This window comes from Novipirellula rosea (assembly GCF_039541335.1).
In the GTDB taxonomy this organism is placed as follows: domain Bacteria; phylum Planctomycetota; class Planctomycetia; order Pirellulales; family Pirellulaceae; genus Novipirellula; species Novipirellula rosea.
On sequence record NZ_BAABGA010000082.1, the window covers coordinates 12,717 to 33,544 of the forward strand.

The 20,828-nt window shown below is 54.0% G+C and carries 26 protein-coding genes; 24 read left to right on the plus strand and 2 right to left on the minus strand.

Translation table 11 applies throughout. The features are described from left to right. Positions 1-360 precede the first annotated feature (360 nt). Together ABD971_RS26965 and ABD971_RS26970 are read right to left on the minus strand one after the other, a co-directional pair. A complete protein-coding gene (locus tag ABD971_RS26965; RefSeq protein ID WP_339937200.1) occupies positions 361-1,041 on the minus strand; it encodes a hypothetical protein in 681 nt (226 codons plus the stop codon). A gap of 226 nt (positions 1,042-1,267) precedes the next feature. After that, positions 1,268-1,612 carry a DUF2752 domain-containing protein gene (locus ABD971_RS26970; protein WP_339937643.1) on the minus strand — a complete coding sequence of 115 codons (345 nt, stop codon included), beginning with the start codon at positions 1,610-1,612 and terminating at the stop codon, positions 1,268-1,270. Positions 1,613-1,933: 321 nt separating this feature from the next. Between ABD971_RS26970 and rpsJ the strand changes: the two genes are divergently transcribed. The 24 genes from rpsJ (at position 1,934) to ABD971_RS27090 (ending at position 20,696) form a co-directional block, all read left to right on the plus strand. After that, a complete protein-coding gene (rpsJ, locus tag ABD971_RS26975; RefSeq protein WP_081614220.1) occupies positions 1,934-2,260 on the plus strand; it encodes a 30S ribosomal protein S10 in 327 nt (108 codons plus the stop codon). Positions 2,261-2,576: 316 nt separating this feature from the next. Next, the gene (gene rplC, locus ABD971_RS26980) at positions 2,577-3,230 is read left to right on the plus strand and encodes a 50S ribosomal protein L3 (protein WP_345327090.1); all 654 of its coding nucleotides are present in this window, start codon (positions 2,577-2,579) and stop codon (positions 3,228-3,230) included. Between the two features lie 8 nt (positions 3,231-3,238). After that, positions 3,239-3,889 (plus strand): 50S ribosomal protein L4, encoded by a 651-nt coding sequence (gene rplD / locus ABD971_RS26985; protein WP_339937206.1) that lies wholly within the window; start codon positions 3,239-3,241, stop codon positions 3,887-3,889. Positions 3,890-3,989: 100 nt separating this feature from the next. After that, positions 3,990-4,310: a 50S ribosomal protein L23 gene (gene rplW, locus ABD971_RS26990; RefSeq protein WP_339937208.1), complete on the plus strand. Its 321-nt coding sequence runs from the start codon at positions 3,990-3,992 to the stop codon at positions 4,308-4,310. A 79-nt stretch (positions 4,311-4,389) separates the two neighbouring features. Next, positions 4,390-5,250, plus strand: a complete 861-nt coding sequence (gene rplB / locus ABD971_RS26995; protein WP_008699431.1) for a 50S ribosomal protein L2 — start codon at positions 4,390-4,392, stop codon at positions 5,248-5,250. 77 nt (positions 5,251-5,327) lie between these two features. Then, positions 5,328-5,600 (plus strand): 30S ribosomal protein S19, encoded by a 273-nt coding sequence (gene rpsS, locus ABD971_RS27000; protein WP_339937211.1) that lies wholly within the window; start codon positions 5,328-5,330, stop codon positions 5,598-5,600. 31 nt (positions 5,601-5,631) lie between these two features. Next, a complete protein-coding gene (rplV, locus tag ABD971_RS27005; protein ID WP_345326941.1) occupies positions 5,632-5,991 on the plus strand; it encodes a 50S ribosomal protein L22 in 360 nt (119 codons plus the stop codon). A gap of 94 nt (positions 5,992-6,085) precedes the next feature. Then, on the plus strand, positions 6,086-6,796 hold the full coding sequence (gene rpsC, locus ABD971_RS27010) for a 30S ribosomal protein S3 (protein ID WP_339937216.1): 711 nt from the start codon (positions 6,086-6,088) through the stop codon (positions 6,794-6,796). Continuing rightward, positions 6,735-7,151, plus strand: coding sequence for a 50S ribosomal protein L16 (gene rplP, locus ABD971_RS27015; protein WP_040769397.1), 417 nt, complete (start codon positions 6,735-6,737; stop codon positions 7,149-7,151). Before rpsC ends, rplP begins: the two co-directional genes overlap by 62 nt. 73 nt (positions 7,152-7,224) lie before the next feature. After that, positions 7,225-7,434: a 50S ribosomal protein L29 gene (gene rpmC, locus ABD971_RS27020; protein ID WP_339937221.1), complete on the plus strand. Its 210-nt coding sequence runs from the start codon at positions 7,225-7,227 to the stop codon at positions 7,432-7,434. 31 nt (positions 7,435-7,465) lie between these two features. Then, complete coding sequence (rpsQ, locus tag ABD971_RS27025; RefSeq protein ID WP_372718946.1) at positions 7,466-7,804, plus strand: 30S ribosomal protein S17; 339 nt, start codon at positions 7,466-7,468, stop codon at positions 7,802-7,804. Between the two features lie 121 nt (positions 7,805-7,925). Next, positions 7,926-8,294, plus strand: a complete 369-nt coding sequence (gene rplN / locus ABD971_RS27030) for a 50S ribosomal protein L14 (protein ID WP_339937223.1) — start codon at positions 7,926-7,928, stop codon at positions 8,292-8,294. A 110-nt stretch (positions 8,295-8,404) separates the two neighbouring features. Continuing rightward, positions 8,405-8,752, plus strand: coding sequence for a 50S ribosomal protein L24 (gene rplX / locus ABD971_RS27035; RefSeq protein WP_339937225.1), 348 nt, complete (start codon positions 8,405-8,407; stop codon positions 8,750-8,752). Between the two features lie 96 nt (positions 8,753-8,848). Continuing rightward, the gene (gene rplE, locus ABD971_RS27040) at positions 8,849-9,427 is read left to right on the plus strand and encodes a 50S ribosomal protein L5 (protein ID WP_339937227.1); all 579 of its coding nucleotides are present in this window, start codon (positions 8,849-8,851) and stop codon (positions 9,425-9,427) included. 86 nt (positions 9,428-9,513) lie between these two features. Then, entirely contained in the window at positions 9,514-9,699 is a 186-nt protein-coding gene (locus ABD971_RS27045) for a type Z 30S ribosomal protein S14 (RefSeq protein ID WP_081614327.1), read from the plus strand. Between the two features lie 22 nt (positions 9,700-9,721). Continuing rightward, on the plus strand, positions 9,722-10,120 hold the full coding sequence (rpsH, locus tag ABD971_RS27050; RefSeq protein ID WP_008703506.1) for a 30S ribosomal protein S8: 399 nt from the start codon (positions 9,722-9,724) through the stop codon (positions 10,118-10,120). Positions 10,121-10,250: 130 nt separating this feature from the next. Continuing rightward, positions 10,251-10,796: a 50S ribosomal protein L6 gene (rplF, locus tag ABD971_RS27055; RefSeq protein WP_339937238.1), complete on the plus strand. Its 546-nt coding sequence runs from the start codon at positions 10,251-10,253 to the stop codon at positions 10,794-10,796. A gap of 49 nt (positions 10,797-10,845) precedes the next feature. After that, positions 10,846-11,214, plus strand: coding sequence for a 50S ribosomal protein L18 (gene rplR, locus ABD971_RS27060; RefSeq protein ID WP_339937239.1), 369 nt, complete (start codon positions 10,846-10,848; stop codon positions 11,212-11,214). Between the two features lie 45 nt (positions 11,215-11,259). Continuing rightward, on the plus strand, positions 11,260-11,787 hold the full coding sequence (rpsE, locus tag ABD971_RS27065) for a 30S ribosomal protein S5 (protein ID WP_339937644.1): 528 nt from the start codon (positions 11,260-11,262) through the stop codon (positions 11,785-11,787). Between the two features lie 66 nt (positions 11,788-11,853). Continuing rightward, positions 11,854-12,360, plus strand: a complete 507-nt coding sequence (gene rplO, locus ABD971_RS27070; RefSeq protein WP_339937240.1) for a 50S ribosomal protein L15 — start codon at positions 11,854-11,856, stop codon at positions 12,358-12,360. A gap of 251 nt (positions 12,361-12,611) precedes the next feature. After that, entirely contained in the window at positions 12,612-14,012 is a 1,401-nt protein-coding gene (gene secY, locus ABD971_RS27075; protein ID WP_339937242.1) for a preprotein translocase subunit SecY, read from the plus strand. A 141-nt stretch (positions 14,013-14,153) separates the two neighbouring features. After that, entirely contained in the window at positions 14,154-14,732 is a 579-nt protein-coding gene (locus tag ABD971_RS27080; RefSeq protein WP_339937243.1) for an adenylate kinase, read from the plus strand. A 287-nt stretch (positions 14,733-15,019) separates the two neighbouring features. After that, on the plus strand, positions 15,020-19,621 hold the full coding sequence (locus tag ABD971_RS27085; protein WP_345326942.1) for an outer membrane protein assembly factor BamB family protein: 4,602 nt from the start codon (positions 15,020-15,022) through the stop codon (positions 19,619-19,621). Between the two features lie 136 nt (positions 19,622-19,757). Beyond that, positions 19,758-20,696 carry a DUF6807 domain-containing protein gene (locus tag ABD971_RS27090; RefSeq protein ID WP_345326943.1) on the plus strand — a complete coding sequence of 313 codons (939 nt, stop codon included), beginning with the start codon at positions 19,758-19,760 and terminating at the stop codon, positions 20,694-20,696. Positions 20,697-20,828 lie beyond the last annotated feature (132 nt).

The following is a 20,828-nucleotide window of genomic DNA, read 5'->3' on the forward strand; positions in this document are numbered from 1 at the left end:
TGCGTTATTTGTTGCATTTAACGTGGACAAGCTAGGGCAACCTAGCGACGGGCGGGGTACAAAACGCGAGCCGGGGCACATCCGAGTGCCGTTTCTTTGTCGCCGATGCCGCGTAAAGCTGGCGGGAAATCTGCGTGTTTCGCTGGCGATTGCCACACACACGGGAGCATGGAGTCCCGCAAATTTCCAACGCTTGGCGATGGCAGCGACGCCGGAACCCGAAAGTGATCTCTTACAGGTCCGGCGCAGGCCCCAATGCCACTTAGTTTGGGTAGCGTCCGTTTTGCGTCAAAGCCGAATTGCCCGGCAGCCGAAATCCCCCAGTAGTGAACACCCTAGGGCTAAAACACTGGGCCGTGATTACTGGCTAGCGATTGCGCCATCGATGGCGATGGTGTCGCTGAAATCGTAGGGGTGGAACGATCGCCCGATCTGGGTCGCCAGCATGCCCAGATACAGTTTGCGAAAGCGAGATTCGGTGGTTTCGCTGGTGTATTGCCCTGCGGTGGTTGGATAGGTGTACTCGTCCAAATCACGACGATAAAGCACCTCGCCGGTGGCGACATCCATCACAACCACACTGGCGTCAGACCGACCGCGGTACAGCGTGGCTCCATCGCGAAGCCGCAGATTCCGCAGTTCGATCCCGATCACTTTGTCGGCTTTGACCCCTTTGCCGATCGCCGCAAAGTCAACTTTATCCCAACCGTTACTGTCTCGCCAATCGGCGATTTCATCTTCGCGGACCAGACGAACATCGGACAGTTCTCGCGTCAAAATCTCGCCGACATAACGGCTCAAAAGACGAGCTGAAATGTTATCGGAATACTCGCTATTGTCCGCAAGAGTAACGATCGCAAGCCGGCATTTCTGCAGTTTCTTTGCATCCTTGTAGTCCGCCGGGACTTTATCCGCACCGACGGCATGGATGAAGTTGGACATCAACCCCAAGCACCCGGTTTGCGTTACCAATAGCATCAAAAGCAGCAGCCCCAGACCGGAAACGGCGGCTGCAGAACGGGCGAATCTGGGTTTAGTCATCTTTAGCGAATCCTTTCGCATCACCGAACCGATGCCCCCGGCCACGCCAGGCAGGGCAAACAACGCGATTCATATTAAAGCAAACAGTGTCAAAATCAGTGCATACGCTTTTTCACCGACTTCTCGCCACACCGATTTTTTAATTCTGAAACGATCGCTGGATTCTGCCCGCTCGACCGCCGATAGCAATCAGATCACTCATCCGCAAGCTGATCGAGACGAAAAGTCACTGTTTGAGCCGAAAGAGCCAATCAAGCAGCGTGATCAAGGTAATCCCCACTGCGGCGATTCCCGCCGGTTTTTGATAACGCATGAGATCCAGATTCGGATTTATAAAGCACACCGCCGACACCACTACGACCAAACAGGCCACAATCGCGAGTAAGAATCCGCCCACATTCACTTGGACACTTTGCCACCAATGCCCTTGGGTAAAGTGGGCCCAAGAGGTCGTCATCCCGCATGCCGGACAGCGAATCCCAAACATAATTCGGGACGAGCAAGGGGGAAGGCCGAGCTGTTGATGCGTTCCAAGCCCCTGTTCACTTGGATGAAGTTGACTTGCAGTCATTAACAAGCAAAGCGGCACGATCCCGACCAACAGCGTAAATCCCCGTAATAGCCCACGTTTTACCAGCAAAACCAGCTCCAAGACTGCAGATCCACGCCAAGTAGCGTGTTAACTGAAAGAGAAAATGAAAAGAATTTTCACGAAACGTTCAACAGCCGTTGACGCAAAACGAAATCGCACGTAAATTCTCCGCCTTCCACCTGGGCGAATATCCGCTCCGGGACAAGAGTGTTCTAGCGTGCTTGGCTTAGCGAAACAACAGCCAGACACGACGACAACAAAACAAATTCCCTTACCCTATTTTTCGACGGACTTGCGATCGTGTCAGCCGGTGCTAGTGAGGTTATCCGAATTCGTATGGAAGCATACGATCACTCTGTGCTGGACATTAGCGCACAGGAAATCGTCGATACGGTAAAGCGTACACACAGCGAAGTACATGGACCGATTCCATTGCCGACTCGCATTGAGCGATACACGGTATTGTCGGGGCCTTTCGTAAACAAGAAATCTCGTCAACAATACGAGATCCGGACGCACAAGCGTCTCATTGACATTGTCCAGGCTACCGCCAAGACGATCGAAGCACTAAACAAATTAAGCCTTCCGGCCGGTGTTGATATCAAAATCAAGGCATCAGCACGCTAAAGCCGACTGGTCAATCGCCGAGCGGAACTGCCTGTTGTCCAAAACAAGGGCAGCTCTTCCGAAACCCTCTAGCGTTTCGTTGGTTGTTCCCCGGCAATATTTGCACTCAGTTTTAAGAAGCAACGGTTTCCGAAATGAACGGAAGTCGAGTCGATAACCACAGCGTCTTGCCTCGCACTTAAGTTGCGACGCACCTCAGGCTTTGCAGGTTCGCCTCGACGATCTTGGGTTCCAAAACACGAACGACGGACGTCCCGCGGAATGACGGGACGAGATGAAAGATATGTCACCATCAATTCTCGGCAGAAAGGTCGGGATGACTCAGGTCTTCCTGGAAGACGGCACGTCGGTACCGGTAACGGTTATCCAGGCGGGTCCTTGCCATGTCCTGCAACTTCGCAACGAAGAGCGTGACGGTTACCGAGCAGTTCAATTGGGATTCGAAGACAAGCCACGCCGCCTGGCGATCCGCAGTGAGCGGGGTCATGTCGCTAAGCTAGATAGCAAGCGAAGCAAGAGTCGCGCCGCCGCTGGCGTTGAAGCGACTGCCAAGGCGGGATGTGAGCCGCAACGATACATCCGCGAATTCCGAGGCGAAAGCGACCTCGAAGTTGGTGCAACCGTAACGGTTGACCAGTTCGCCGAAGTCAAGAAAGTCGACGTTACGGGCACAAGCAAAGGCCGCGGTTACTCGGGTGTCATGAAACGACACAACTTTGCAGGTCAACGAGCGTCGCACGGTGTCAAGAAGTGTCACCGTTACGCGGGTAGCACGGGCTGTTCCGCAGCACCGAGCCGCGTCTTCAAGGGCCTCGCGATGGCGGGTCAATACGGCAACACAAAGACGACTGTACGAAACCTGGAACTGGTTCGCATCGACGCCGAGAACAACTTGTTGCTCGTCCGTGGTGCTGTCCCTGGCCCTAACGGTGGTTTCGTTTCGGTCCGCCAAACTAACAAGGTGGGTTAAAGCATCCGATGGCATCTCTAACCATTTACAATGCTACCGGCAGCGAAGTCGGTCAGTACGATATCGATACCGAAACAATCGCCAACCGCGTCAACAAGCAATTGTTGCACGATGTGGTTGTGATGTACCAGGCCAACAAACGCCAAGGTTCGCACAACACTCGTACTCGCGGCCAAGTGAGCGGCACGACCAAGAAAATGTACCGCCAAAAGGGTACTGGCAACGCTCGTGCCGGCAGCAAGCGAACCAACGTTCGCCGCGGCGGTGGTGTTGCACGAACGGTCAAGCCTCGCGATTACAGCTACCGTCTGCCCAAGAAGGCAGTGCGATTGGCAACTCGCATGGCAATCCGCTCGAAGATCGACGACGGCGAAGTGCTGGTAATCGACAACTTGGGCTTCGAAAAGCCAAAGACCAAAGAAATGGCCACGATCTTGAAGGCACTGGGCCTTGAAGGCTCGAGCACTTTGGTTGCTACCGCCGACCAAGACATGGTTGTTTACAAGAGCGGCCGCAACATTCAAGGTGTGAGCGTCCACCCGGTTCGCGACCTGAACGCGTTGGAAATCTTGCGTCCCAAGCGGATGCTGGTGACCAAAGACGCGATGGACAAGATCAAAGACGGAACATTCGCTGGCACGCAAGCCAGTGCCGAGTAGAGCGAAAGCTCTTCCGCACGCGATCGATCCGCTGGGAACAACAACGGATCGACCAGTCGCAACTGCAGAACAAACAACGTATTAGCCGAGCGAAGAAACCATGGCACACATCACACCACCCGCACCCACAAGTCCGATCGAGCTGGAACCTCACCAGGTTCTGCTACGCCCGCTCGTGACCGAAAAAGGGGTTCACCGGGCAAGCCGAAACAACCAATACGCATTCCAAATTCACCGCGATGCTACCAAGCTGGACGTGAAGAAGGCTGTCGAGACTCTGTTCAACGTTAAGGTTGAAAAGGTTCGCACGCAGACGCGGAAGGGCAAAACACGACGCTATCGTTTCCGAGCCGGCCGCACTGCGGACTGGAAGAAGGCGATCGTCAAGCTGGGCGAAGATCACCGCATCGACTTCTTCTAGCACACACTACGGCAGCATCATCGCTGCTCTATCGAAAATAACTGACCACTGCAAACTGTTAACTGCTGACTGAATCATCATGGGAATCCGAGTCTACAAACCGACAAGTGCTGGACGCCGAAACGCGTCAGTAAGCGACTTTGCCGATTTGACTCCTGGTGCCAAGCCAGAGCGTAATTTGCTTCGACCGAAGCGAAAAACGGGCGGCCGCAACAACCAGGGCAAGATCACAGCACGTCACCGTGGTGGCGGTCACAAGCAAAAGTACCGCGTCATCGACTTCCGCCGTGCGAAAGACGGAATGCCCGCGGTTGTTGACTCGGTGCAATATGACCCTAATCGTTCGGCGCGTATCGCATTGCTGAAATACGCTGACGGCGAAAAGAGTTATGTTGTCGCACCTGCTGGCCTAAAAGCTGGCGACACCGTACACAATGGCCCCGAAGCCGCTCCCGTCGTTGGGAACTGCTTGCCCCTGAAGTTTATCCCACTGGGTACTTCGGTTTGCTGCATCGAATTGCGTGCAGGACGCGGAGCAACGCTTTGCCGATCCGCGGGAACGCAAGCGACGTTGATGGCACGCGAAGCGGATTGGGCTCAAATTTCATTGCCAAGCGGTGAAATCCGTCGTATTCCAAGTGTTTGCCGAGCGACCATTGGTCAGGTTGGCAACAGCGACCACATGAACGTCCGGCTCGGTAAAGCAGGTCGTTCACGATGGTTGGGACGTCGCCCGCATGTTCGCGGTACTGCGATGAACCCGATCGACCATCCGCACGGTGGTGGTGAAGGTCGAACCAAGGGTGGTCGTCACCCAGTGAGCCCTCAAGGCAAGAGTGCCAAGGGTGGAGCGACTCGCCAGAAACGCAAACCAAGCAACAGCTCGATCGTACGTCGACGCAAGAGTCGTCGTTATGGCCAGTTGAAGCTACACAAGTAAGACATTCACCAGGAACACTTTCCTCTGGGTTCAAAGCACTGTTGGTTTGAACCTGGCATTTTGAAATTGATTGATTTATGAGCCGCAGCAGCAAAAAAGGCCCGTTCGTCGACCCGAAGTTGTTCTTCAAGGTCCAAAAGCAACTCGAAGGTGCACGTGCCGAACCAATCAAGACTTGGGCTCGTGCTTGCACGATCGTGCCTGAGTTCGTGAACATCACGTTCATGGTTCACGATGGCCGCAAGCACGTGAAGGTGCTTGTTTCCGAAGACATGGTTGGACACAAGTTAGGCGAATTTGCTCCGACGCGAACCTTCAAGGGTCACGGCGGCAAGGGCGGCAAAAAGTAACACGTTGGTGTAACCGAACACGAGATAAGTTATGGCAAGTTTCAAAGCACATTACCGGAACGCGAGAATCAGCGCACAGAAAGTGCGTCTTCTGGCGAACTTGGTCCGAGGCATGTACGCCGACGAAGCACTCGACACACTGAAGTTCCAACCCCAACGTGGGGCACGGATGCTTGAGAAGTGCATCAAGAGTGCAATCGGCAATGCACAAGATCCCGACCAGAACGACGGCCGCAGCCATCGGATCGAAGAATTGGTGCTGACGGACGTCCGCATCGACGGCGGCCCGATGCTCAAACGCATTCGCCCTCGTGCTCGCGGCACCGCGTTCATGATCAAGAAGCGAAGCAGCCACATTCACGTTGGCTTGACGCCGATTGACGAAGTTTAACCCGACCAAATTTGACGAATCGATTGCTTCGCCCAGCGACAGCAGCGGCGAAATCATACCAATCCCGTTAGAAAGAACACACGAGTCCTAAGTTATGGGTCAAAAAGTCAACCCGATTGCGTTTCGACTAGGCGTAACCCGCGGCTGGAATAGTCGTTGGTATGCGTCGAAGCAGGACTTTGCGGACCTGTTGGTGGAAGATCGCAAGTTGCGAGAATTCATCACCAAGCATCCCAAAAAGACACAATACAAGAACGCGGGGATCGATCGCATTGAGATCGAGCGAACGCGAGACGAAGTTCGAGTGATGTTGTACGTCGCACGACCAGGTTTGATCATCGGCAAGAAGGGTCAAGAAATTGAGATCCTGCAAGCTGAACTTCAAAACTTGATCGGTCGCCGGATCAACTTGAAGGTCGAAGAAGTCGGTCGCCCCGAGCTGCAAGCTCAATTGGTGGCCGAAGACATCGCACAACAACTGGCCAAACGATCAAGTTTTCGTCGTACGATGAAACGATCGCTTGAACAGACGATGGATGCCGGAGCCAAGGGGATCAAGATCCAATTGGCAGGCCGGCTTGGTGGAGCTGAAATGGCTCGCCGCGAGAAACAAATTGCGGGTTCGATTCCGTTGAGCACCCTGCAAGCAAAAATTGACTACGGAACGACTGAAGCGATGACGCCACAGGGGCACATCGGGATTCAGGTTTGGATTAATCAAGGTACTTACGGAGACGAATCCGATGGCGCTGATGCCCAAGCGGGTCAAGCATCGAAAAAGCCAAAGAGGTCGCATAAAAGGTAACGCGACGCGCGGCAACACAGTCGTCTTCGGTGACTACGGCATCCAATCGCTAGATGCGGGTTGGATCCGGGCCACGACGATTGAAGCCGGTCGTATCGCTGCCCAGCAATACGTCCGCGGCGAAGGAAAGCTTTACATCCGAATCTTCCCAACCAAGTCAGTAACCAGCACTCCGCTGGAGACTCGGATGGGTAAAGGTAAGGGAGAGCCAGACTTCTGGGCCGCGGTCGTGAAGCCGGGAACCATTTTATACGAACTCAGTGGTGTAACCGAACAACAGGCTAAGGTTTGTTTCGCTCGTTTGGCGAGCAAACTGCCGGTCAAAGTTCGGTTTGTCGAACGACGCACTGCTTAATGTGAGTCAGAGGCGGCGACCAGATTGATGGTCGCCGCAAAGAGTTCGCTAACACCTAAGACATTTCAAAGCTATGACAAAGACAACCGAACTTCGCGAGATGAGCGACGATCAGCTGGAAGCAACAGCAAAAGAAGCGGGCGAGACCCTGTTTCGTTTGCGGTTCCAGTCGCAATCGGAACGCCTCAACACTCCTAGCGAAATCAGAAAAAACCGCCGCACGATCGCACGGGTCAAAACGATCCAAACCGAGCGTGCCAAGGCGAACACAACTAACTCCTAATTTCCCGTCTGCAAGCGGGTACTAAAGACCTATGCCAAAGCGCGTCGTTTCCGGAACCGTGACCAGCGACAAGATGAGCAAGACTCGTCGTGTCGAGATCAACCGTGTCGTCAAACACCCTAAGTACAAGAAGTATGTTCGCAGTCGGACGATTTGTTACGTCCACGACGAGAACAACGAATCGGGTGCTGGCGATCGTGTTGAGATCATCGAAGCCGAACCACTCAGCAAGCTGAAGCGATGGCGTTTAGTACGCGTGCTTGAAAAGAGCACCGACGTCGACTTGGCTGCACTGCGTGCAGCTCGCAAGGCGTCGGCCGAAGCGGAAGCCATGGAAGCGACTCACGCAGGTGAGCCGGACAAGGCGTAACGTTTTGGGTTTGAGTGGTCCCGAGAAGGATCCGCTTGAATTCAGGCAAGCGGCAACAATGCCGTTAATCCCCCATACAATTTTCGTTTAGTAGCGGAATGGCCTCGGGCCACGATAGATCATGATCCAACAAGAATCCCGTCTCGAAGTTGCCGACAATACCGGTGCTCGACAAGTGATGTGCATCAAAGTACTCGGAGGCACACGCCGCCGTTTCGCTGGTGTCGGTGATGTGATTATCTGCAGCGTCAAAAGCGTGATTCCTGGCAGCGAAGTCAAGAAAAAGGCGATTGTACGTGCGGTAATCGTTCGTACCAAAACACCAACGCGTCGACCCGACGGCAGCTACATCAAATTCGACACCAATGCAGTCGTGTTGATCGACAAAGACAAGGCGCCTCGCGGAACACGTATTTTCGGTGCGGTGGCTCGCGAACTTCGCGATCGAAGCTTCATGAAGATTGTTAGTTTGGCGAACGAAGTGGTTTAACAAAGGGAAAGTCGCCAGATTCGGGGCTCAGAAGTCCTTCGGAGTCTTGGCTTTCTAGAAAACCACGGTAGATTAAGCAATCCAAATTTTTAACCCAGTACAGATTAGCCATGTTTTTCCGCGTTGATGATGAAGTCCAGGTGACGGCGGGTGCCGACAAAGGGCACAAAGGAAAGATCCTGAAGATCGATCGTAAAGAAAATAAGGTCGTTGTCGAAGGTGCTGGCCGAGTTTGGAAGCACGTTCGCCGCAGCCAGAAGAATCCACAAGGTGGGCGTCTGAACAAAGAGATGCCGATCTCGGCAAGCAACGTGATGTTGATTGACCCGACCACCGGCACCCCCACTCGCGTTGGCGTTCGCTACTTGGCGGACGGCAGCAAAGAGCGTTACGCCAAGAAGAGTGGTGCAGCGTTGGGCAAAGTGGCTCCCGCACGAGCACAGTACGCTAGCAAGTAGTGTTCGTCACACCGCAGATCGTTCGAAGTCGCCCTGTGCGGCGGCTTTAAAGCAAGCAATACAACCGTTCAACACATTAGATGTAGCTGAGCCAAAATGGCTGATTCCAAACCACGAATGCAAGTTCGCTATGAAGAGACCGTACGCCAAGCGTTGGTCGAAAAGCATAGCTACGCGAACCCACACCAAGTTCCACGAATCGAAAAGATCACGTTGAACATGGGTGTTGGAGCGGCAACCGGCGACAAGAAGGTGCTCGATTTGGCAATCGAAGCCATGACGGAGATCGCAGGCCAAAAGCCTGTCCTCACGCTGGCTCGCAAGTCGATCGCAGGGTTCCGTTTGCGTGAAGGCATGCCGATCGGATGCATGGTCACTTTGCGTCGCCAACGGATGTACGAATTTCTCGATCGTTTGATCTCGATCGTGTTGCCACGAGTCCGTGACTTTCGCGGAATCAACCGCAACGCGTTCGACGGCCGTGGAAACTACACGCTTGGTTTGAGCGAGCAGTTGGTGTTCTCGGAGTTGAACCCTGACAAGTTCACTCGCCCGCAAGGGATGAACATCACGATCGTTACTTCGGCCCGCACGAATGACGAAGCCCGTGACCTATTGACCGAGTTCGGAATGCCGTTCAAGGCCGAGAAGAAGAAATCGACAGACGCGGCCTAGAGTCACGCTTCGACGAGTTGGACCCAGCCGACCTAATATTACGAATCAAAACAAAGACCCTGAATTAATCAACGGAACCAGCGCCCGTGGCAAGTAAATCAAAAATCGCGAAGGCCGCCCGAAAGCCAAAATTTAGCACTCGACAAGAGAATCGCTGCAAATTTTGCGGCCGACCTCGATCGGTGTATCGCAAGTTTGGTTTGTGCAGAATCTGTTTTCGCGAAAACGCCAACATTGGGTTGATCCCAGGCGTTCGCAAGGCCAGTTGGTAATTCAAAGGGGAGAACACGAACTATGATGACAGACCCAATTGCCGACATGCTGACACGAATTCGCAATGCAGTACGCGTTGAGAAGCCGTATGTGGACATTCCTACGAGCCGCGTGAAGCGTGGTATCGCAGACGTCCTGAAACGCGAAGGATTCATCTGGGATTGGAAGGAAGTCGACGAAGAAAATCCTTCGCCAACCCTTCGCCTAGAACTGAAGTACGGCCCGAACGGCGAACGCGTGATCCAATCGATCAAGCGAATCAGCAAACCAGGTCGCCGGCTTTACAGCCACAGCAAAGAATTGCGTCCGGTACTCGGAGGGATGGGCATCAGCATCATCAGTTCCAGTAAAGGCGTAATCAGCGATCGTGAAGCTCGTCGCGACAAGGTCGGCGGCGAAGTGCTTTGCGAAGTATCCTAACATCGCATCCCGGTGCCCGCGTGATGCGATCATCCCGGGCCGGAAGCGAAGTTAATCCAACCAACCATTTGTGCAGTCAAACGGTGCTGATCTCGTTGCAGACATCACCGCAGATAACGAAGACATAACCATGAGCCGTATCGGAAAAAAGCCGGTTGAAATCGTCAGTGGCGCGAAAGTAGCTGTTAACGGCAACGTCATCGAAGTAGAAGGCCCCAAGGGCAAGTTGACGTTCGAGCATCGCGACGAAGTGACCGTAACCGTAAACGAAGACGCAAAAGAAGTGGTTGTCACCCGTGACAACGACGAGCGGACTTCACGCGAATTGCACGGACTAACCCGGGCGATCGTCAGGAACATGATCGAGGGCGTGACCAAAGGTTACGAAAAGAAACTCGAGATTGTCGGTGTCGGTTATCTGGCTGCAATCAAAGGCGATGTGCTGCAGTTGCGTGTCGGTTACGCTAACGAACTGCATCGCAAGATCCCCAGCGATCTGCAAGTAACTTGCCCGGACCAAACGCATATCGTTGTCCAGGGTTGTGACAAGCAAAGCGTCGGCCAATTTGCTGCCGAAGTGCGAGCATGCCGTACACCAGAACCTTACAAGGGCAAGGGTGTGCGATACCAAGGCGAGTACGTCAAGATCAAGCCTGGTAAGTCGGCTACGAAGTAGTCAAACGGCGTCAAACATAAAACTAGGCATAGAGCTAGCGAATAGAACGATGGACAAGAACAAGAAGCTTCAAAAGAAACGTTTACGTCGACGTCATCACGTCCGCAACAAGTTGCGTGGCAGTGCAGACCACCCACGACTTTGCGTTCAGCGATCACTCAAGCATTTCAGTTGCCAATTGGTCGACGACGAAGCAGGCAAGACAATTGTCAGTGCGAGCACCCGCGACAAAACGGTTCGCGATAGTGTCAGCAATGGCGGAAACAGTGACGCCGCTGCGATGATCGGCAAATTGATTGCCGAACGCGCTACGTCGGCCGGCGTTACAGCGGTCAAACTCGATCGCGGTCACAACAAGTACCACGGACGTGTGAAAGCATTTGCTGCAGCCGCTCGTGAAGCTGGACTGCAGTTCTAAAGTTTGATCTGAGTAGATAAAGAATCATTTCCTGAGGACAGAACGATTAGTAACGGACCACGAAACAAGCGTAATTCGGGCGAAGAGAATCATCTCGGTGATTTGCTGGATCGCGTCGTCAAGATCAAGCGTTGTGCTGCCGTTGTTAAAGGTGGTCGACGTTTCAGTTTTGCGGCGATGGTTGTTGTCGGCGACGGCAAAGGCAAAGTCGGCTGGGGCTACGGCAAAGCCAACGAAGTTCCACCGAGCGTCCAAAAAGCACAAAAACAAGCTAGCAACAGCTTGATCGAAGTTCCGCTTGTCGAAGGAAGTATCCCTCATCAAGTTTGGGGCCAATTCGGTGCGGCGAAGGTGTTGTTGATTCCCGCCGGAGCAGGTACCGGTATCATCGCGGGCCAAGCCGTGCGTGCGGTTTGCGAAGCCTCGGGCATCCACGACATTTTGACAAAGTCGTACGGAACCAATAATCCAGTCACGTTGGTCAAAGCGACCATCGACGCACTTTCCAAGCTGCGTACTCGCGAGCAAATCGCTGCTCTGCGAGGCGTGGAACTCGACGAATTGACCGTATAAAACGGTCCACCAATCGCCGACTATCTAGACAACGATTCACCATAAGAAATTGATTCAGATTTCGTCATGAACCTTAACGACGTGCACCGCGGGATAACCAAGCACCGCAACCGAAAACGAATTGGTCGCGGACCTGGTAGCGGTACCGGCAAAACCTCCGGCCGTGGCCACAAGGGACACAAGAGCCGCAGCGGTTATAGCCGCAAGCCCAACTTCCAGGGCGGTGCAATGCCAATGTTCCGTCGTATTCCAAAGCGTGGTTTCAACAACCGCTTTGCCACGTCGGTATTCGCCGTCAACGTCGGCCGCTTGAACGAAGCGTTCGAAGATGGTGCGGAAGTCACACTGAAGTTGTTGGCTGAGAAGGACCTTGCTAAGGGGACCTTTGACGAAGTCAAGATCCTCGGCGACGGCGAGTTGACCAAGAAACTGACCGTGTCGGCACACCGCTTCAGCAAATCGGCCGAAGAGAAGATCACCGCAGCCGGTGGTACGATCAACAAGTTGGTCGCCAAACGTGCTCCGGAAGAACGCGTCGCGGACTTGAAGAAGCAAGCCGCTGCGAAAGCGTAACCTGTTGCCAGGAACCGTAATTAGAAACTAGATAAAAAGGGTGGATGCGTGCATTCACCCTTTTTTTCATGGACGACCACTCACTTCCCTATCGCTCGAAATCCGCGTAAACGGTAGACTCCGCCGATAGTGGTTTGTGAACCGCGTTTCGTTCACACCGTGGGGTGGCCTTTTTGTGAAAAGGTTGCCATTAGGATTTAGGCAGGCTTGTATGCAAAGACCTGTCCCACACTCTGAGATAGCCTAGACGTATGTTTGAGAAACTACGAATCATTTTTTCGATTCCTGAGCTTCGCAAGAAGGTTCTGCTGACGATTGGTCTGTTGGCGGTCTATCGAATCGGGTTCCACATTCCTTTGCCGATGATCGCGACCAATATGGGCGACGCGGCCGGGGGTGCAGCGTCGGACTTTTTCGAGAAAGTCAGCGTGTTCGCGGCGAGCGATCTTCGCCAAGCGACCATCTTTGGTCTGGGAATCATGCCCTACATTTCGGCATCGATTATCTTCCAGCTGCTCGGCAGCGTCTACAAGCCGCTCGAAGAGTTGAAAAAGGAAGGCGAGGCAGGCCGTAAGAAACTAAACGAATACACGCGTTACTTGACCGTGTTCATTTGTGTCATCCAAAGCTACATGTACCTGAAGTTCATGTTGATGGCGGGCGGTAGCACCGGCTACGGCAATATCAACCCGAACTTCCTGAACGCCGACGCCACGGGCCTGTACTTTGGCTGGCAAATGGTTGCCGTGTTGGTGATGACCTGTGGCACCGTGTTCCTGATGTGGCTCGGCGAGCAGATTGATGAATACGGAATCGGCAACGGGATCAGTCTGCTGATCATGGCCGGCATTTTGGCTCAGATGCCCAAGGCGCTGTACGAGTTGATCCGTAATATGAAGACCGAATTGACCGGTCTGAGCCGCGGCCAGGTCGGTATCGAAACATTAATCCTGCTTGTGTTGCTGTTTGTCGGCGTCGTCTTTGGTGTGGTATTTATCACGCTCGGACAACGTAAAATCCCGACTCAATCGGCAAAATTCACCCGCGGTCGCCGCGTCTACGGCGGAACTCGCCAACACTTGCCGCTGCGAATCAATCAAGCGGGCGTTATGCCGATTATTTTCGCAAGCAGTTTGCTGATGATCCCAGGCGTGATGTTCGGTTTCTTGGCAGGTCGCTTCGAAAGTGGCGGTGGCGTGTTCAACGTGATGAACCTGTTCAGTCTGACTTTGAGCGATCAGACGTCGTACATCTTCAACTTGCTGTATGTCGCGTTGATCTTCTTCTTCTGTTTCTTCTGGACCGCGATCACTTTCAATCCGAAAGAGATGTCGGACAACCTGCGAGACAGCGGCACGTTTATCCCTGGCTACCGTCCTGGCAAACGAACCACCGACTATCTTGAAAAAGTGATGGTGCGAATCACCTACGTGGGAGCCGCGTTCCTTTCGATCGTTGCGATTGTGCCAACGATTGTTTACGGTTCACTCGGCGTTCCTTACTCGATCGCCGGTTTCTACGGTGGTACGGGATTGCTAATTGCGGTCAGCGTCGCATTCGACTTGGTGCAAAAGATCGACTCGCACTTGGTGATGCGAAACTATCGTGGTTTGCTCGAAGGTGCCGGTGGCGGCGTCTCGCCAGTGGTATAGTGGTGTGCCGAGGTTGCTTCAGGTTCAGGCGGTCCCTTGTTTGGGGTTCGTCTGAAAACCCGTCGCGGGCTTGGTGTCGCGACGGAAGAGGGCGTGCAGCCGTTTTACAGTTGAGTTAACGCGTTTCTAGAGCATATTGCGATGCGGATCGTCTTTATCGGACCGCCCGGCGCTGGAAAGGGAACTCAGTGCAAGCGGCTAACGCAGATGCTCGATATCCCGCATCTGTCCACCGGAGAGATGTTACGAGGGACTCGGAAGCAATCCGCCTTGGGACGGATCGTGGCGGGGTACATCGACGGAGGCCGACTGGCTCCGGATTATCTCGTCATGCGAATCGTGAACAAACGATTGCTGGAAAGCGATTGTCATGGCGGATGTCTGTTTGACGGATTCCCCCGCACGCTTAATCAGGCACAAATGCTCGACGAGCAGCTCGCCTCGAAGAACAATCGGGTCGACTTGGTGCTCGATCTAAGCGTCGGCCAGGAAGAATTGGTCTCGCGATTGTTGAAGCGGGCGAGCATCGAAAATCGTGCCGACGACAATGCGGAAACCATTTCGGCTCGGCTGAGAGTCTTCTTTACACAAACGGCTCCGCTGTTGGATTACTACAAAGGCCAGGGGATCGTGCGGCACATCGACGGTACCCGGTCGCCGGACGAGGTCTTCGCCCAAATTCGCTCTTGTGTCCAAGCAACCAAAACGAAGCAGAGCTAGGCTTCCCCCCAGCGGTGTCACGCGGCGGATCGGCCTGGTCAGATTCGAACGTTTCGCTCGCGGCAACTGGGTGGCCTGATCGCCGCTCGGCTCATAAAGCTAATCGCATTGGGATCTCGTTGTACCGTGCCCATTGGCGACATTTTTTTGGCACTCACCTGACTTCTCGTGGCGTTCTGCTACCCAATCCCCAGGCGTGTTTGCAGTACAATATGCCGTAGGGAAAACTTGTTGCCGCCATCCCCATCGTTGGCTGGCGTCACGGAACATTATTCACAGGACTAACTGTGCTCACGTTGACCAATATGGACCGATTTCGTTTCTACGTTGCTTGTTTCAGCGTCGTTTTCGTCGCAACTGCGGTGGAGAAGGGTTGGGGACAAGGCTTCTTTCGTCCGATCGGCGGTGCCCAATCGGGACGATTCATCGAAGCACCGCGAAACATGCAACAGCAACTGCGTGAAGCGGAGCGGTCGATCGAGAACGAGAACTACAGTGACGCCGTCGTCCGACTCGGAGATTTGCTACAACGCGACGCCCGATCGATCGACGACAGCGAACTAAACGGTCAGGATTTTTTCCTCGATGCGAGCGACGCGGTTGAGAACAAGAAACGGTTCACCGAGAGTCTGTTCCGACGTGCCCGCAACATGGTCGGTGAATTGCCAATCAAGGGCCGCGAGATGTACCAATTGCGTTATGGTGCGCTCGCTCGCAAGATGCTTGATGACGCCGCAGCGTCACGTGATTGGCGGGTCGTGGCGGAGGTTCGACGCAAGTACTTTCATACCGACGCGGGTTACGATGCATCCTTGTTACTAGCGAAACGCGAGTTTTTCGCAGGCCATCCGTTAGCCGCTTCGCTGTTGCTTGATGACATCGTCACCGTCCCCGCGGCAATGTCGCGTCTGGGTGAATCGGTCAAGTTGTTTTATGCAGCCGCCTGCCAGATTTCAGGACGCAGCATCGAGCAGCTTGATTTGCAGGGTTCCACAATCACGGTGAGTGGAAAACAGCAGCCGGTTCCTTCGAACGACGAGTTGGCGAGTTGGATTGAACAACATTTCCGCTCGGGGGTGACGGTCGATCGCAACGACGCCGACTATTCCATTTTTGGCGGCGAGCCGAACCGCAACGAACTCAGTCAGGGCGAGATGCCGCTCGAAAACGAGCGTTGGATGCTCGACACCACCGCGAGTCCACGGCAAGGCCGCGCGCTGCGTGAAATCGCGTCAAGTTTGTCTTCATCGGGGAAATTACCACCGCCGAGTTGGACACCGCTTCGTGTTGGTAATCAATTGTTGATGCGGACCACCGAGCGGCTTGTCGGCGTTGATTACCTTAGTGGCAAACGAGTGTGGATGTACCCTTGGTTTTCCGCACAACAAAGCCATCACTCGACCGAAATCGAATTTGACGCCATCCCTGGCGAAGACGATGCCGCAGATTTGTTGACGCAGCGAGTGTGGAACGATTTGCCCTACGGAGAAATTAGCAGTGATGGCACGCGAGTGTTCATGGTCGACGATCTCGGTCAAGTCGAGATGGCATCGTTCAGTCCGATCATGGGAATGCGTGGCACCCGACCGACCGACAGTAGTTCCAACACATTGATTGCACTTGATTTGGCAACCGAAGGCAAAATGTTGTGGCGATTAGGCAAGGGCGAAGACACCGCATCGACGCTGAGCGATGCGTTCTTCCTTGGCCCGCCACTGCCGCTGGACGGCCGGTTGTACACGATTGTCGAAATCGCCGGCGATATTCTGTTGGTGTGTCTCGAACCGGCAACGGGCGAAGAATTATGGCGTCAACATCTCGTGGCGGTGGAAACCGGCGGCATCGAAACGGATCCGATTCGCCGTGTCGCGGGTGCCACGCCGACGTTTCACGAAGGCGTGTTAATTTGTCCCACAGGTGCCGGCGCGATGGTCGCAATCGACTTGGCCGACCGCATGCTTCGCTGGGGCGTTGTTTTTAACCGCAACGACGAATTCGCGCGCAGCATGAGCGGTCGCGGACGCGGGGTCGAGACGGTGCCGCTGATGCAGCGTTGGCACAACGGTGCCCCGATCGCATCAGGACAATCGTTGTTGGTCACTCCGATCGAATCCGATCGTTTGATTGGATTGGATGTAGTCACAGGCGAGTCGCTGTTCCCAGAAAAAAACCGGATCACAATGCGGTATCTGGCGGGCATTCGCGATGACAAATTCTTTTTGGTCGGGACCAACCAAATCAGCGCCTACGACGTCAAAACGGGAAACAGTCTATGGACTTCAAAATCCGATTTGCTTTCTGTCGGCCAAACAATTTCGGGACGTGGCGTGTTTGGTGACGATTTCTATTTGCTTCCCACCACATCAAATGAAATTATCAAAGTCTCGCTCGAGGATGGATCGGTACTGGCTCGCCGCACGCTGCGGTTCCAACTCGGCAATCTTGTTGCGGCCCAAGGCGAGTTGGTGTCACAGGGGGCGACTTCGATTGCGGTGGCGTATGGCGAAGCTTCGCTTGAACCGAAGATTGAACAAGCTCTCAATCGCAACCCCGAAGACATTCAAGCGTTAATCCATAAAGCGGAACTTCTGATTCAGCGAGGCGAGCGTGACGAAGCGCTGAAAATGTTGGCAAAAGCACGTGCACAGGAACCGGAAAACGACACCGCGTTGATGTTGTCGGTTGCCGCGATGCTCGATTCGCTACGGGAATCGCCCGAGGTCGACGGCGAATTAGTCGAAACGCTTGACCAATTGATCTACCAACCCGAACAGCGAGTCGAACTGTTGGCGCTGCGAGTGCGAGCGGCACTACAAAACAAACAGCACCTGGACGCGGCAAAATACATGCTGAAGTTGTCCGATGTCGTGACCATGGAACCCGCCAGCAAAGACGCGGCCAATCGCATCGTTTCGGAGGTCGCGCGGCAATGCTCGCTCGACGCGTGGATCGCTGCACGTTCGGCCGAATTGGCGAGCCGAATGGACGAGACCGAGCGAGCGAGCGTGGACCAAATGTTCGCGGACTCGTTTGCCGAGAAACGGCACAGCCCCAACAATTTGTTATGGCAGCTGATTCGACAATTTGGGTCGCTGTCGGCTAGCGATCTGATTCGCGACGAATTATCCAGCCGATTGGAAAAGGACCAAGAATGGCTTCGCGCGTATAGCTTGCAACTTGGCACTCGCTACGCCACCCCGGACCAACTCGCAACATTACCCACCTCGCGTTTGTTTCATCTCGCCAAGATTCACTCGCTGAGCGGTTACGCCAAAGACGCGCTGCACATCGTCGCAATGCTGCGTGATCGCGAGGATGGCCCAGACGCAGAACTGCTTGACCAAATCGAAGCGGCCACCCTACCGCTGGTCAAGACACGCACGTGGCCGGACTCGGCCAAGGTCAAATGGGAACCGCGACCGAGTCGAATGCGAGCGACGATGGCACTGAATCAACAGGTATCGGAAACAACGATTCTTGCTGGTCAAGAATTTCAGGGTTGGCGATTGGTCAGCGAAGGTGCGTTTGCCTTGGCGCTAAGAAATCCGCTTGGCTATCCTCGCGCGATCCCGCTGGACCTCGAAAACCGGCAACGTGACATGGGGCAAAACGAAGCGATGATCGCCGGAGGCGTGATGATCGTCGTCACGCCGAACGCGTTGGTGGCAGTGGATTTGCACCGTTTAGACAGTCAAGCGAATGAATCGGTGCTATGGCGTCACAGTTTAAGCAGTGACGATTCACCGCTGTTAAAACGCCGCAGCAATCCGACTCGATTTGGCGATCAGGTCTTTCAATACCTGATTAACGGTGTAAGTGCGAGAAACCTGGTTCCGACCTTTAACCTCGGCCCAATCCTCGGTGACCGCGTGTTGGCACTGCAGGGCGGCGAGTTGATGTCGTTGGATTTATTGACCAAGGAAACCCAGTGGCGAAATTCCGATGCTCCGATCAGTGGCGTTGTCCTTTCCGACGGAAATGAGATCGCTGTTGTTTCGGACAGTGAAAAGCGAATCGTATTTTTCAATTTGCACGATGGCGCAAAACTGCGAGAAACCGCTTGGGAAAATGGACAAATCTGGTCCTCCATTGGCGAGCACGTGCTGAGCTATCTGCCCACCGGTACATCGCGTGAGTATGAAATTCGTTTGTTCAATCCGTTCACAAACAAAGTTAAATTGAGTAGACGTGCAAACGAAGCAAACCGCACCAACGAAAACATTCCGGCCTCGTATGGCCGCTTGCTCGGCGGTCGCTACTTGACGTTACTGGACACCGAAGGGAACGCGGCGATCTGGGATTTAATCTCCGCTACAGAAATCAGTAGTATCACGCTGCCTGCCTATCCCGATCTGATTGGATTACACGCCATGGTACTGGAGGACAAATGTTTCTTGTTGCCCATGCGTCGTCCTCAACAGAGCGATGTACCGCCGACATCCCAGCTGCATACCCGTCAAGGCAACGATCACGAAACGACCGATGCGATCTTCGCGATCTCGCTGAATGACGGAAAATCATTGTGGCAAAATGAGTTCGACGAGCCTTGGGGATGCACCATTCATCAACCCGACGCGACCCCCGTGGTGCTGCTGACTCGAGGGCGGTCGATTTTCCCCAACCCACGCGTGCGGACGCGAACGCTTGATTTTTTGGCTCTCGATGTGGATGACGGCCATGAAGTGAATTCAGTCATTGGGAAAGACGTTCCTAGCCACACCAATGAATTAGAGACCCAAACAAAATTGCCGCCGGGTCAAGATTTGATGATTGTTGATATCGGAATCGAAAAGTTGCAATTAAACTTTGACACCACGGACGACGTCGACGACGAATCCGATGTCGACTCGGAAGCCTCGCCGAGTCAAACGGAAGACGCTCAACCATGATCTGTTTTCCCCAAGATTGCTCCGTTTACTCTCGCCCCATTCCCCTCCCTTGTTTTGCTCACTAGGACCCTCCATGCATTTGCTCAAAACATCTCTGCTTCGCTCTGTTTTCACAGTGTTACTTGCATCGACATCGATGACATTGCTGTGGGCCGATTCGCCATTGAAGACGGACGGCATGAGTGTCAAGAAAACGGATTCGCCCCAAGGTTGGAAGGTTTACGACAACGGAAAACTGTTTGCTGGCTATATCGAATATCAAAACGGCTTCCCGATTGTGTATCCCGTGATCGGGCCCGGGGGACAATCGATGACGCGTGACTTCCCCATGAAATCGGGAACCGAAGGCGAAAAACTAGACCACGATCATCACCGATCGCTGTGGTTTACCCACGGTGAAGTCAACGGAATCGACTTTTGGATCGACGACGCCCATGAAGGGACGGGACGGATTGTCCAGACCGCGGGCGAAGCCACTGTCGATGCAAAAAGCGAAGCGGTCGTGATCACGACCGAAAATGACTGGAATGATGCCGATGGCAAACGCCAGTTATCCGATTCGCGCCGCACCACATTTCACACCGAGGACGGCAAACGGATCATCGATTTTGAGGTGGTGCTCCGCGCGACCGATGGCGATGTGAACTTTGGAGACACCAAAGAAGGCAGCTTTGGCATCCGTGTCGCCGGCACGATGAAGGTCGACTCGAAGCTTGGCGGCAAGATCACCAATGCCGAAGGGCTCACCGACGCTAAAGCTTGGGCCAAGAAATCAAACTGGGTGAATTACTCTGGCCCCGTCGACAACAAAACCGTTGGCATGTCTGTCTTCTATCATCCGTCAAGTTTTGCCGCGCCCTGCAGTTGGCACGTTCGCACCTACGGTTTGTTTGCCGCCAACCCGTTCGGCCACTACCATTTCAATGGTGGCGATAAAACCGAAGGCGTCACGCTAAAGGATGGCCAAACGATGACCATTCGCTGCCGAGTGGTGCTGTATCAAGGCGACTTTGATGCCGAGGCGACCGCAAAAGCGTTCGCCAAATATGCCGCTGAAAAGCCCAAAGCTCTGTAAGCAAACGCATCCACTTTGTTAGCGGTACGGCGTGAGCCGTCCGGTTGCAAAGTGGAAAAACGTTCGAACTCGACCGGGCGGCTTGCGCCGCACCGCTACAAAAAACGCTCGTTTGATGCCGCTATAATGCGG